The sequence below is a fragment of the Mesorhizobium sp. P3_A9 genome (assembly GCF_056402975.1).
The window spans coordinates 1-12,833 of record NZ_JBFUGJ010000167.1; the positions used below are offsets into that span (position 1 = coordinate 1).

A 12,833-nucleotide genomic window follows, 5' to 3' on the forward strand; every position below is an offset into this window, starting at 1 on the left:
GACTGGTGAAATCGGGCTTGCAGCCCAGCCGCCGGACCGTGCTGAAGGGGCTTGGAGCCGGCATTGCCGCCAGCACGCTCGCCATGCCGGCCTATGTGCGCGCCGCGACCGCCGGGAAGATCAAGCTCGGCTATCTCAGCCCGACGACCGGGCCGCTCGCCCTCTTCGGCGAAACGGACGGCTACACCTTGCAGAAGATCCGCGCCTTGCTCGGCGGCCAGCTGCAATGCGCCAACGGCAATACTTACGAGATCGAGATTCTCGACCGCGACAGCCAGTCCAATCCGAACAAGGCGTCGGAAATCGCCGGCAACCTCATCCTGAACGACGAGGTGCATCTGCTCCTTCCGGCGTCGACCACGGACACGATCCTGCCCGCGGCCGAGCAGTGCGAACTCTATGAGACACCTTGCATCTCTTCCGGAGCCCCCTGGCAGGCGGTGATCATGCCGCGCGGCGGCGGCAAGCAGACTTTCGACTGGACCTATCATTTCTTCTGGGGCCTCGACGAGGCGCTGAACACCTTCGTCGGACTCTGGAACCATCTCGAGACCAACAAGAAGGTCGGGATGCTGTTTCCCCAGAACATTGACGGCGAGACCTGGGGCAACGACGAATACGGCCTGCCGGCGCCGACCCGCAAGGCCGGCTACGAGGTCGTCGTACCCGGCTACTTCCAGCCGCGCACCAATGATTTCTCAGCGCAGATATCCGAGTTCAAGAAGCAGGGCTGCGAGATCATCGGCGGCATCACCTACCCGGATGATTTGAAGACGTTCGTCACCCAGTGCAACCAGCAGGGCTTCAAGCCGAAGGCGGTCACTGTGGCGGCGGCGCTGCTGTTTCCAGGCGGCGTCGAGGCGATGGGGCCTCTCGGCAACGGCATGTCCTCGGAGGTCTGGTGGACGCCGGCCTTCCCGTTCAAGTCGTCGCTGACCGGGCAGGTCAGCAACGACATAGCCAGCCAATGGGAAGCCGATACGAAGCGCCAGTGGACGCAGCCGCTCGGCTATTCGCATGCCCTGCTCGAGGTCGCCCTGGACATCCTGAAGCGCTCTTCCAATCCACTCGACCGTACGGCCAACCGTGACGCTCTGGTCGCCACCGATCTGCAGACGCTGGTCGGTCATATCAAGTTCGACGGCTCGCCCCACAAGAACATCTGCAAGACGCCGATCTTCGGCGGCCAGTGGGTGAAGGGCGAGAAATGGCCCTATGACCTGAAGATCGTCGACAACACGGTCAATCAGCTCTTCGCGCCCCAACAGGCGATCAAGCCGATCGCCTGGTGACATGAGCCGGGACGGCGGAGTTATGGATAGAGAGATCCTGCTGAAAGCGCGCGGCGTGTCGAAGTCCTTCGGCGCCGTCCGCGTCCTGCATGAAGTGAGTTTCGACGTCCATCGGGGTGAGGTGCTGGGCATCCTCGGCCCGAACGGCGCCGGAAAAACGACGCTGTTCAACATGATCAGCGGCGATTTGAAGGCGTCGGGTGGTGAGATCCAACTCGGCGACACGGCGCTTCGCGGCGAACCGCCCTTCCGGCGCTGCCAGATGGGGATTGGGCGGACCTATCAGATCCCGCGCCCCTATTCCGGCATGACCACCTTCGAGAACCTGCTGGTCGCCGCTGCTTTCGGCGGCGGCCGGTCCGAGAAGAAGAGCTATGCCTTCTGCGCCCAGGTCCTGCGCGATTGCGAACTTTCCGACAAGGCCAATGTCTCAGCCGGCGCGCTGACGCTGCTCGACCGCAAACGGCTGGAACTGGCGCGCGCGCTGGCCTCGGATCCGAAGCTACTGCTTCTGGACGAGATTGCGGGTGGGCTGACCGACGATGAATCGAAGGCATTGGTGGCGCTGGTGCGCCGCATCCGCGACCGCGGCATCACGATCGTGTGGATCGAGCATGTGCTGCACGCGCTGCTGGCGGTGGCCGACCGCCTGTTGGTGCTGAACTTCGGCGAGAAGATCGCGGAAGGGGTGCCCGCCGAGGTGATTGCGCTGCCCGAGGTCCAGCGCGTCTACATGGGGATCGAGGCATGACGGCCGTTCTTTCCACCCACGGGCTCCTCGCCCGCTATGGTGACTTCCAGGCGCTCTATGGCGTCGACACCGAGCTGCATGAGGGCGAGGCCGTGGCGCTGATTGGCGCCAATGGGGCAGGCAAATCCACCCTCCTGCGTTCGATCATGGGCCTGCTCCCGGTCGCGCGAGAGATGGTGCTGCTGCACGGCGAGCCGGTCGGCGGCACCGCGACCGACCGCATGGTGCGCAAGGGCGTCGCCATCGTGCCGGAGGGTCGCCGCCTCTTCACCGGCATGTCGGTCGAGGACAATCTGCGCGTCGCCATCGATCAGGCCGCGCGCATGGGCGCGAAGGGTGGATGGACACTGGCGCGGCTGCACCAGCTGTTCCCGATCCTTAGGGAAAAGGCCCGCACGCAGGTGCAGAGCCTCTCGGGCGGGCAGCAGCAGATGGTGGCAATCGGCCGCGCTCTGCTCTGCCAGCCGCGCGTCCTGCTCTGCGACGAGATCAGCCTCGGGCTCGCGCCCAAGGTGATCCGCGAGATCTATGCCGCCTTGCCCGAAATCCGCGCCACCGGCACGGCGATGATCGTGGTCGAACAGGATGTGGGCCTCGCCCGGTCCGCCTCGGACCGTCTCTACTGCATGCTGGAGGGGCGCGTGACCCTGACCGGCAGGTCCGCCGAGATCACGCGCGAGCAGATTGGCAAAGCCTATTTTGGAGCGGGCCATGGAGTGGTTTGACGCCTTGGTGCAGGGGGTCCTGCTGGGCGGCATGTATGCCCAGTATGCACTCGGCATGGCGCTGATGTTCGGCGTCATGCGGATCGTCAACATCAGCCATGGCGATCTGGTGATCCTGCTGTCGCTGATCGGCATCTCGATCGCCACGGCCTGGGACCTGGGACCGCTGCCGGTGCTGATCGTGCTGGTGCCGCTGGCGGTGCTGATGGGCTGGGTGCTGCAGAAGGCCGTGCTGAACCGTGTGGTGGGCAGCGATCCGCTGCCTTCGCTGATCGCGACCTTCGGACTGTCGATCGCGCTGCAGAACCTGATGCTCCAGATATGGTCCGCGAACAGCCGGTCACTGCCTGGCCATGGGATCGAGAGCCAATCCATCGAGATCGGCGGTATCTATGTCGGCCTCCTGCCGCTGATCGTGCTCGCGGTCGCCACGGGTCTGACCTGGGGCCTCGACCTGATGCTGAAGCGCACGCGCTTCGGTCGGGCGCTCCGCGCGGCGTCGGCCGATGTCGAGGCGGCGGCGATGACCGGCATCAACCCCCGCGCCGTCTATGCGATGGCGACAGCGGCGGCGGTCGGCATCCTCGGCTTTGCAGCCGTCTTCCAGGCGTTGCGGTCGACCGTTGCGCCGGCCGATGGACCCGCTCAGCTGATCTACGCCTTCGAGGCGGTGATCATCGGCGGCATGGGTACGGTGTGGGGCGCCTTCGCCGGCTCGATGGTGCTCGGCATCTCGCAGGCCATCGGCTTCCGCATCGATCCGGGCTTCGGCGTGCTCGCCGGACATATCGTCTTCCTGATCGTGTTGGCGACGCGTCCGCGGGGTCTGTTTGGAAAGGCACTGTCATGAGCGCAATCCTCTATGCCGCAACTGACGTGCCCGAGGTCATGGTCCAGCGCCAGACGCGGTCGGGTCGCATCGCGATGACGCTGGCGGTGCTGGCGCTGATCGGCGTCGCTGCCATGCCGTTGTGGGCCTCGACCGGCACGATCCGGTCGGTTCTGGTGCTGTGCTGCTATATCGCCGTCGCGCAGATGTGGAACCTGCTCGCCGGCTATGCCGGCCTCGTCTCGGTGGGCCAGCACGCCTTCATGGGCGCGGCCGGCTATGCGCTTTTCGTGCTGGCGCAGACCTATGGCGTCAATCCGTTCGTGGCGATCTTCCTTTCGCTGCTTGTGCCTGCCGCGCTGGCCGTGCCGATCTATCTGCTGCTTCATCGCCTGGATGGCCCCTATTTCTCGATCGGCACATGGGTGGTGGCCGAGGTTTTCCGGCTGACCGCCTCGAACCTGCCGCTGGTCAATTCCGGCGCGGGCATGTCGTTGCGGGTGATGAAGGACTATTCGGCCTTCGAGCGGAATGTCGCCATGTCGCTGCTCTGCGCGGGGATGCTGCTGATCACGCTAGGTGGCAGCTACTGGCTGCTTCGCTCGCGCTTCGGTCTCGCGCTGATCGCCATGCGAGACAATCCGGTCGCGGCTGCCAGCCAGGGTGTGAATGTCGTGAAGCTGCGCTTCCTGATCTACGTCGCGTCGGCGGTCGGCTGCGGGCTTGCGGGCGCGATCTATTTCATGGCGCAGCTGCGCATCACCCCGGGTTCGGCCTTCGATCCGATGTGGGCGAACGTGGCGATCTTCATCGTCATGGTCGGCGGGATCGGCTCCATCGAGGGCGTTCTGATCGGATCCCTGATTTTCTTCATCGCGGACCGCTGGTTCGGTGAATACGGCGCAAGCTATTTCGTCGTCCTCGGTCTGATGACACTGCTTGTGGCGCTCTACGCCCGCACCGGCATCTGGGGCCTGATCTCGAAACGATGGGATGCGCCCTGGTTTCCGATCCGGCGCAAACTCGTCGATCCAAGCCCGCTGATAGGGAGAGTTCCATGAAAGCAGCTATCTTCGATAGGGTCGGCATCCCCTTGCGGATCGCAACGGTACCAGACCCGGCGCCGGCACCAGACGAGGTCGTCTTGCATGTCGCCGCTTGCGGCATCTGCGGCAGCGACCTGCACATCACCGAGGATCCGGTGCCCTTCGGCATCGGGACAGGTTTTGTGCTCGGTCACGAATTCGCGGGCGACATCGTCGCGATCGGATCGAAAGTGACCGGCCTGCGGATTGGCGACCGCGTGGCCGTCGTGCCGATGCGCGGCTGTGGACACTGCGAGGCCTGCGGGCGAGGCGATCCGGGGCGCTGTCCCGAAATCGTGCTGATCGGCGGCGGCTATGCACAATATGTGAGCGTCGCGGCGCGCCAGTGCCATATCTTGCCCGACGACGTGGCGCTCGAGGATGGTGCGTTGGCCGAGCCGCTTTCGGTTGCGCTGCATTGCGTCATCCGCTCGGGCATGAAGCCGGGAGACCGGGTTGCCATCCTGGGTGCCGGACCGATCGGCCTGCTCGTTGCCTTCTGGGCTCGGCGGATGGGGGCGTCGCGCGTGGTCGTCGCCGACATCCACGCCCATCAGCGCGAACGGGCGCTCGCTCTCGGCGCGACAGGCTTCGCGCTTTCGGGCGAAAAGCTGGCCGAGAACCTCGCCGATCTTTGCGGCGGAGCACCCGATATCGTCTTCGAATGCGTCGGCAAACGCGGCCTCATCGGCGCGGCGGTTGATGCTGTGCGCCTGCAGGGCACGGTGGTTGGCGTCGGCCTGTGCATCGGTGGTGACGAATGGGACCCGTTCATGGCGCTGATGAAGGAAGTGAACCTGTTGTTCTCGGTCTTCTTCCATCAACGCAACGAATTCGACGTCGCGCTTGATGCCTTGCGCGGCGGACCTTTCGCGCCCCAGGCGCTGATCACCGATCGGATCGATCTCTCACCGCTTCCGCAGGTTTTCGAGAGTCTTCGCCACCGTACGACGCAATGCAAAGTCTTGATCCAGCCGGACCTTGTCTGAGGAGGAATGAAAATGGCCGTTGAGTTCGAAACGCTCGAACACGATGTCGGTGGCACCAAGACGGTGGTGAAGGCCATCGGTGAGGGCAAGCCGGTGCTGTTCCTGCACGGCGCCTCGACGCTTGAAGGTTTCGGCTTTGCCGAAGGCCTCGCCGACCGCTTCCGTGTGCTCTGCCCGAGCCATCCGGGCTTCGGTTTTTCAGGCACGGCACCGCATGTGGCTGCGATGTCCGACGTGGTTCTGCACTATCTGAACCTGCTCGATGTTCTGGATCTGCCGGAGAAGCCTCATCTGATGGGCTTTTCCATGGGCGGCTGGATGGCGACCGAGCTCGCCGGCCTGGCGCGCGAGCGTTTCGACAGGGTGGTGCTGGTCGCCCCCGCGGGGCTCAACGATCCCGCGCATCCGGCCACCGATCTCGGCGCGGTCGCGCCGCAAGAGTTGCCGGCCTACCTTGCGCATGACGTCCCGGTGGCGCTGCGCTATTTCCCCGATGGGTCGGACCCGGCCTTTGCGGAAGCCTTTGGCGCCGATCGCGCCCGCGAAGGCGAGACGTTGGGCCGCCTGCTGGCCCCCTTCGGCATGGGCCACCCAAATCTGCGTCGCTTCATGGCGCGCATCGCCAATCCGACACTGGTCGTCTGGGGCACCAAGGACCGCCTGCTGCCCGCCAGCCAGGCGCCGCTATGGACCGAGGCACTGCCCGACGCGCGGCTGATCCTGGTCGAGGACGCCGGCCACTTCGTCATGCAGGAAAAACCCGAAACCTTGGCCAAGATCGGCGATTTCCTCGCCGGCTGAACCGATTTCAAAGAGGAGGAAGATCATGAACAAACCCATCAAGCACGGCTCGTGGGGGACGACCGCCGACCATCGCGATCTCTTGAAGCAGATCGCGGAGATCGGGCCGATCCTGGAAGCCAATGCCGCCGCCGACGAAGAGAGCGGTGAACTGACTTCGGCCACGTTCGCAGCGCTGAAGCCGCTGCGGATGTCGCATATCTTCGCCGCCGAGAGCCTTGGCGGCGCGCAACTGCGCCCCACCCAGGGCCTCGAACTAATCGAGGCGATCACCTGGCATTCTGGAGCGGCCGGCTGGGTTTCCATGGTACATTGCTGCATCGGTGCGATGTCGGCGGCCTTCCTGCCGGACAGCGCGGTCGCGCGGCTTTTCGCGCCGGGCACCGACAACCGGTTCTCGGGGCAGGGCGCACCGCTCGGCATGCTGAAGAAGGTCGACGGCGGCTACAGGCTGAACGGCAAGTGGAGCTATGGCAGCGGTTTCAGCCACGCCACCTACAGCCACAGTGCCGCCTTCGTCGATGATGGCACCGGCAAGCCCGCCAAGGACGAGAACGGCAACGTGATCGTCATGTGCGCCCATGCACCGATCTCCGAGCACAAGCAACTCGGCAATTGGGACGTGCTGGGTCTTTGTGGCACCGGCAGCATCGACTACGCGGCCGAGGACGTCTTCATTGCCGATGATCTCGTCTTCCCGATCTTGACCGCGCCGCCGCTGCGCCAGAAGGAGTTCTTCAGTCTCGGTGTCGTGGGCCTCGCCGCCATCGGCCATACCGGCTGGGCGCTCGGCGCCGGGCGGCGGATGCTGGACGAGATCGCCAAGTTCGCCCGCACGAAATCGGGCCGCGCCGGGTTGATCGGCGAGAGCGAGAAATTCTGGCATGACTACGGCCGTGCAGAGGCCCGCTATCGCGCGGCACGCGCCTTTGTCTTCGAAGTCTGGCGCGACGTCGAGGCGACGGTCGAGGCCGGCAACAGCGTATCGACGCGGCAGATCAGCCTTGTCCATCTGGCCAAGTCCGAGATTCATGAGGCGGGCGTCGATATCTGCAACTTCGCCTACCGGGCTGGCGGCGGCGCCTCGCTRCGCGCCGGTGTGATCCAGCGCACCTTCCGCGACATGATGGTGGCCGCCAACCACTTTACGATCGCGCCGTCGATCGTCACCTCGGCCGGCCGCGACATCGGCGGCATCTGGAGCCACCGCGTCTGGCAGTTCTACGACCTGATCGAGAAGAAATAGTCGCAAGGGCCGGACAGCGGACGCCGTCCGGCCCCTTTTTCAAGCTGCAGAAGAGATATGTCGATGAGCTTGCCGCATCCGATGACCAACGCCTTTCGCGAAGCCTTTCGCCACCATCCGGCCGGTGTTGCCGTCATCACGGCCGATCCAGGCGACAGACCGGTGGCGATGACCGTGTCCTCACTGATCTCGGTGAGCGCCGCGCCGCCGGTCGTCGCCTTCTCCCTTTCGATGAAATCGACATCGTCCGAGCCCATGCTGCGCGCCGAGACCATGGTGATCCACCTGCTCCGCTTCACTGACATCGACCTGGCGCAGCTCTGCGCGTCGAGCGGCGCGGACCGCTTCCCGCCAGGGGGCGCCTGGGCGCGCCTGCCCACCGGTGAACCGCGCTATACCGGCGTTTCGACCTGGTTCCGCGCCCGCCGGCTCGGCATCCTGCCGATCGAGGGCGCGACGCTGGTCGCGGCCGAGCTTCTGGACGGCGAGGTCCAGCCGGACGAGGTCCCTCCGGAGGCGCATTCGCTTGTCTATCTCGACCGCCGCTGGCATCGCCTGCACAAGGAACTGGACGGCGTGGCCGAGCTTCTGGAGTCGTCACGTTTTCTCTAGAGCGTTTCACCGTTTCATGGAAACGGTGAACCGCTCTAACTCTTTGTTTTGACGCAATTCTTGACGGAAAACCGCTCACACTTTTCCTGGAATTGCTCTACGCGAATCGCGTTCCGCAGCATTCGAAAAAACGCTTAGGTTGAGAAGCCATGCTTGAAGACGCTCGCCATGCGGTCGATTTCAGCGGACCGGGCGCCAGATGCGCATCCTGTGCAAATTCAGGCTGAGCTTCGCAGCATCAGTTCGGCGTTGAGCAGAATGCGTCCGCTTTCGCGCTTCGCCGCCTTTTCATCCAGCCGCAACAGCAGCAGCTCGATGGCCAGGCGGCCGATCTCGTTGTAGTTCTGCGCGACCGTCGTAATCGGTGGGCAGGCATAGCGCGACAATGGATGGTCGTCGTGTCCAGCAACCCGCAGGTCGCAATCCGCGCCATGGCCGACCTTCAGGCCGAGCTGGAACGCGGCGCCGATCACGCCGAAGGCAACACGGTCGTTGGCGCAAAGCACCGTCTTCGTCGGGAAACCTTGCGCCTGCAGGATGCGAAGCGCTTCGTCAAAGCCGAATTTTTCAAAATCCCACGATCTGATGTCGGCGACGGGCACGATTTCAGGCGTCATCTTSAACTGSTGCATGGCCTCGACATAGGCGTCCTGSCGYGCCGAGGCGTTGTTGTTGACSAGCGGCATGGCGAARTARCARGGSGGCTCGCCGGAYCKGCAGAGATAGTCGACGATSAGCCKRAARCTCTGCCKGTTGTCGGTGCCGACGAASGASGAGGTCTCGTCAAGCGGCGAGTCGACATAGATCAGCGGGATGCTCGAYCCGAGTTCGGCCAGGATCCTGTGGTGAGACTGCACGCCGAGCGGCGCGATGATGGCGCCGGCGATGTTCATCGATCGGAACGTCTGGATCGCCTGGTCTTCCATTTCGGGGCGCCCGTCGGAGGAGAGCACGAACGCCAGGAAGCCGGCTTCATTGGCGATCGTCTCGATGCGGCGCGTCAGCGCCATGTAGAACGGATCCGTCGAATTCGGGATGATGACGCCCAGTATGTTGCTGCGGCGGCGATTGAGATTGACGGCGAACATGCTCGGTCGGAAGTCGGACTTCTTCAGCGCGGCCTCGATCGCGCTGCGCGTGTTTTGCCTCACCGAACCGGGATCGTTGAAATATTTGGAAACCGTCGTGCGGGACAGACCGACAAAGGCGGAAAAATCCTCCATCGTTCTTATCGTCTTCGCCATCCATGGCCCCCTGTTTGAACCCGCCGTATCGACCTTCTACGTGAGTCACCTATTTGCGCAAAGCCGGAGGGTTTTTCTCCCGGCTGCGCAAACGATCGGCCCGCAAGGGGAAGCCGCATAGCCCTGAGTCTACGCTTGCGCGGAAAACTGCACCTTCATCGTCGTTGGGTCGCCGCTGCTCTTGGCAAAGAACGGCAGCAATTGCGACAGCGGCAACTGATGGCTGACAAGCCGCGCCATCGTGCCGTCGTCGCGTTTGAGGATCTCGAGCGCCTGCGGGATGTTGCGGTTCAACGAATGCGAACCCGCCAGCCTGATCTGCCGGCGGAAGATTTCGAACGGGGCGACCGAGATCCTGGCATCGGGCGCGCAGACGCCGAAGACCAGGGCCGTGCCGCCATCGGCGGTGAAGCCGATCATGCCTTCGACCACCTTGGCGACRCCGGTGGCGTCGGCGACGAAATCGAAGCCGCGCGCCCGYGYCGACAGCGCCTGCGATCCGGACAYCAGCGGYTCCAGCCCGAGCGCYTCKGCGAAGGCMAGSCGSKGYTCGCTGATGTCGGCGACSGCCACGCTTGCCACGCCCTTGGCCTTGAGCGACAGCGCCAGAAGCAGGCCGATCGGCCCGGCGCCGAAGACCAGCGCATTGCCCGGTATGCTCCTGCCGGCCTCGACGCCTGCGGCACTGAGACCATTGAGGACACAGGCGAGCGGCTCGGCAAGGGCCGCCGTATCGAAGGCGAGATCGCCGATCCCATGCAGATGGTCGACGGCAACCACGCTGAATTCCGCGAAGCCGCCATTTTCGGTGACGCCGTAGGCCTTCAGGCTGGCGCACAGATTGGTCAGGCCCTTCCGGCAGGCGGCGCAGTGGCCGCACGGTATGTTGGGATCGACGGCAACCCTGTCGCCCGGCTTGACGGTGGTGACATCGTCGGCGACCGCCTCGACCGTGCCAGCATATTCGTGGCCGGGGACCAGGGGAAACGCACCTTCGCCGTAGCGGCCATGCAGCACCTCGATGTCGGTATGGCAAAGGCCGGCGGCGCGGACGCGCACCAAAGCGTGTCCAGGCTTGACCTTTGGCAGCTCCAGATCCGCCATGCCGGCGACGCCCGCAGCGGTAAATCGGATAGCCTTCATTGCAGTCTCCCTTGTCCCGGCAGCTTGGTTTGCAGTGCGTCAGCCCATCCAGTTGCCGCCATCGACATTATAGGTTTGCGCCAGGATGTAGTCGCTGTCGGACGAGGCAAGGAACACGGCAAGCCCGGCAATATCCTCGGGGTTCGCGAAGCGGCCGATTGGCACCGACTTGGCCACCGCGGCCTTCTTCTCGCCGGGCTTCAAGCCCTCCCAGCGGGCGAAGTGGGCGTCGACGACCTCCCAGTGTTCGCCGTCGACGACGCCGGGCGCGATGGCGTTGACGTTGATGCCATGCTTGACCAGCGCCAGCGCGGCCGACTGCGTCGCCGAGATGATCGCTGCCTTGGAGGCGCAATAAAGCGTCACCAGCGCCTCGCCGCGGCGGCCGGCCTGGCTTGCCATGTTGATGATCTTGCCGCCGCGGCCGCGCTTGATCATCAGATTGGCCACCGCCTTCATCATGAACAGCGGCCCCTTGAGATTGATGTCGAAGACCCTGTCGTAGCTSGCTTCRGTKATSTCGGTGATCGGTGCCATGTCGAAAATGGCGGCGTTGTTGACCAGGATATCGATGCCGCCGGATGCACGATCGACCTCGGCGGCGACGCTCTCGATCGCCTCGAGGTCGGTGACATCGAGTTTGACTGCGCTGGCCGCCGCGCCGATCGCCGCTGCCGCCCGCGTCGCGCGGTCGATATCGATATCGGCAATCACCACGCTGGCGCCTTCGCGCGCGAAAGCTTGCGCGAAGCCGAGGCCAATGCCGCGCGCGCCGCCGGTGATCAAGGCCGTCTTGCTCTTCAGTTTCATATCCGGTTCCAGCCTTTCCCGACTGTTCGAAAACGATATTTGGCGCCTGCCGGCGGATGCGTGGCGGCGTCTTCTCAGGCAATTCCTGTGGGAAAACCGTTACACGCTTTTCGCCAGATTGCTGCGAGGAACGCACGGACCTGCCGATTGCTCACGCAATTCCGGAGGGAAAACCGCACCGCAGCTTTCCTGGAGTTGCCTCGGCGGATCCGTGCATCCTCCCGGCCCGCTGCAACGGGAGGTATGACAGGCCGGGATCGCCAGGAGGCGGCGCACGTTCCGCCCCCTGGTCTGGTTGTGTGGCTCGAGCCCGCTATTTGATGTAGCCCGCTTCCGTCATCGTCTTCTCTACGGAGGACTGGGCGCCATTGAGCGCATCATCCACCGACTGCTGGCCGGTCACCGCGGCAGCGATCGCCTGACCAACCTCGGTTCCGATGCCCTGGAATTCAGGGATGGCGACGAATTGGATGCCGGTATAGGGGACCGGATCCTTGGTCTGCTTGGTCGGGTCGGCGGATTCGATCGCTGCAAGCACCGTCGCGGCGAAGGGCGCCGCCTTCTGGTAGTCGGCGCTGGCATAGGTCGACTTGCGCGTTCCCGGAGGTGCCGCGACCCAGCCTTCGGTCTCGCCGACGCGCTGGACATAGGCTTTCGAGGTCGCCCATTTGACGAAGGATTTTGCCACATCGGCCTTCTTGGTCGAGGTCGGGATGGCGAGGCTCCATGCCCAGCCCCAGGCCGAACCGTTCGGCGTGACCGCCACCGGCGCCTTGGCGAAGCCGACCTTGTCGGCGACCTTGCTTTGCTTGGGATCATAGACGCGGCCCGCGGCGGACGTGGCGTCGATCCACATGGCGCAATGGCCGGAGGCGAACAAGGTCTGGTTCTCGTTGAAGCCGTTGGAGCTTATTCCCGGAGGTCCATCCTTCTTCATCGTATCGACATACCAGCCGATCGCCTTCTTCCACGCATCCGAATTGAGCTGCGGCTTCCAGTCCATGTCGAACCAGCGGCCGCCGAACGTGTTCACCAGCGTGCCGACGAAGGCCATGTTCTCGCCCCAGCCCGGCTTGCCGCGCAGGCACAGGCCGTATTGCTCCTTCGACTTGTCGGTGAGCTTGTCGGCGAATTCCGTGATCTGGTCATAGGTCGGCTGCTCCGGCATCTTCAGGCCGGCGGCGTCGAACAGATCCTTGCGGTAGAGTGTGAACGAGCTTTCGGCGTAGAAGGGCACGGCATAGAGCTTGCCGTCGACCGTCAGGCCGCTGCGCACCGGCGCGATCAGGTCGTCATAGTCATAATC

At 64.3% G+C, this 12,833-nt stretch carries 13 protein-coding genes; 9 read left to right on the forward strand and 4 right to left on the reverse strand.

Going from position 1 to position 12,833, the window contains the following annotated elements; all coding sequences use genetic code 11:
• Positions 1-2: 2 nt before the first annotated feature.
• The 9 genes from AC1DX0_RS21095 (at position 3) to AC1DX0_RS21135 (ending at position 8,330) form a co-directional block, all read left to right on the forward strand.
• Positions 3-1,292 carry an ABC transporter substrate-binding protein gene (locus AC1DX0_RS21095; protein WP_477356718.1) on the forward strand — a complete coding sequence of 430 codons (1,290 nt, stop codon included), beginning with the start codon at positions 3-5 and terminating at the stop codon, positions 1,290-1,292.
• Between the two features lie 22 nt (positions 1,293-1,314).
• Positions 1,315-2,043, forward strand: a complete 729-nt coding sequence (locus AC1DX0_RS21100) for an ABC transporter ATP-binding protein (RefSeq protein WP_477222929.1) — start codon at positions 1,315-1,317, stop codon at positions 2,041-2,043.
• Positions 2,040-2,768 carry an ABC transporter ATP-binding protein gene (locus tag AC1DX0_RS21105; protein WP_477222928.1) on the forward strand — a complete coding sequence of 243 codons (729 nt, stop codon included), beginning with the start codon at positions 2,040-2,042 and terminating at the stop codon, positions 2,766-2,768. Before AC1DX0_RS21100 ends, AC1DX0_RS21105 begins: the two co-directional genes overlap by 4 nt.
• Positions 2,755-3,618, forward strand: a complete 864-nt coding sequence (locus AC1DX0_RS21110; protein ID WP_477222927.1) for a branched-chain amino acid ABC transporter permease — start codon at positions 2,755-2,757, stop codon at positions 3,616-3,618. Before AC1DX0_RS21105 ends, AC1DX0_RS21110 begins: the two co-directional genes overlap by 14 nt.
• The gene (locus AC1DX0_RS21115; RefSeq protein ID WP_477222926.1) at positions 3,615-4,658 is read left to right on the forward strand and encodes a branched-chain amino acid ABC transporter permease; all 1,044 of its coding nucleotides are present in this window, start codon (positions 3,615-3,617) and stop codon (positions 4,656-4,658) included. Before AC1DX0_RS21110 ends, AC1DX0_RS21115 begins: the two co-directional genes overlap by 4 nt.
• Complete coding sequence (locus AC1DX0_RS21120; protein ID WP_477222925.1) at positions 4,655-5,671, forward strand: zinc-dependent alcohol dehydrogenase; 1,017 nt, start codon at positions 4,655-4,657, stop codon at positions 5,669-5,671. Before AC1DX0_RS21115 ends, AC1DX0_RS21120 begins: the two co-directional genes overlap by 4 nt.
• A 12-nt stretch (positions 5,672-5,683) precedes the next feature.
• Positions 5,684-6,472 (forward strand): alpha/beta fold hydrolase, encoded by a 789-nt coding sequence (locus AC1DX0_RS21125; protein ID WP_477222924.1) that lies wholly within the window; start codon positions 5,684-5,686, stop codon positions 6,470-6,472.
• A gap of 25 nt (positions 6,473-6,497) precedes the next feature.
• A complete protein-coding gene (locus tag AC1DX0_RS21130) occupies positions 6,498-7,718 on the forward strand; it encodes an acyl-CoA dehydrogenase family protein (RefSeq protein ID WP_477222923.1) in 1,221 nt (406 codons plus the stop codon).
• Between the two features lie 63 nt (positions 7,719-7,781).
• Positions 7,782-8,330: a flavin reductase family protein gene (locus AC1DX0_RS21135; protein ID WP_477222922.1), complete on the forward strand. Its 549-nt coding sequence runs from the start codon at positions 7,782-7,784 to the stop codon at positions 8,328-8,330.
• A gap of 218 nt (positions 8,331-8,548) precedes the next feature.
• On the opposite strand, the gene AC1DX0_RS21140 is transcribed toward AC1DX0_RS21135, so the two are convergent.
• The 4 genes from AC1DX0_RS21140 to AC1DX0_RS21155 form a co-directional block, all read right to left on the reverse strand.
• Entirely contained in the window at positions 8,549-9,553 is a 1,005-nt protein-coding gene (locus AC1DX0_RS21140) for a LacI family DNA-binding transcriptional regulator (protein ID WP_477356725.1), read from the reverse strand.
• A 150-nt stretch (positions 9,554-9,703) separates the two neighbouring features.
• The gene (locus tag AC1DX0_RS21145) at positions 9,704-10,717 is read right to left on the reverse strand and encodes a zinc-dependent alcohol dehydrogenase family protein (RefSeq protein WP_477356720.1); all 1,014 of its coding nucleotides are present in this window, start codon (positions 10,715-10,717) and stop codon (positions 9,704-9,706) included.
• Positions 10,718-10,756: 39 nt separating this feature from the next.
• Positions 10,757-11,527: an L-iditol 2-dehydrogenase gene (locus tag AC1DX0_RS21150; protein WP_477356722.1), complete on the reverse strand. Its 771-nt coding sequence runs from the start codon at positions 11,525-11,527 to the stop codon at positions 10,757-10,759.
• Positions 11,528-11,840: 313 nt separating this feature from the next.
• A partial coding sequence (locus AC1DX0_RS21155; protein ID WP_477356723.1) for an ABC transporter substrate-binding protein occupies positions 11,841-12,833 on the reverse strand: 993 nt, incomplete at its 5' end.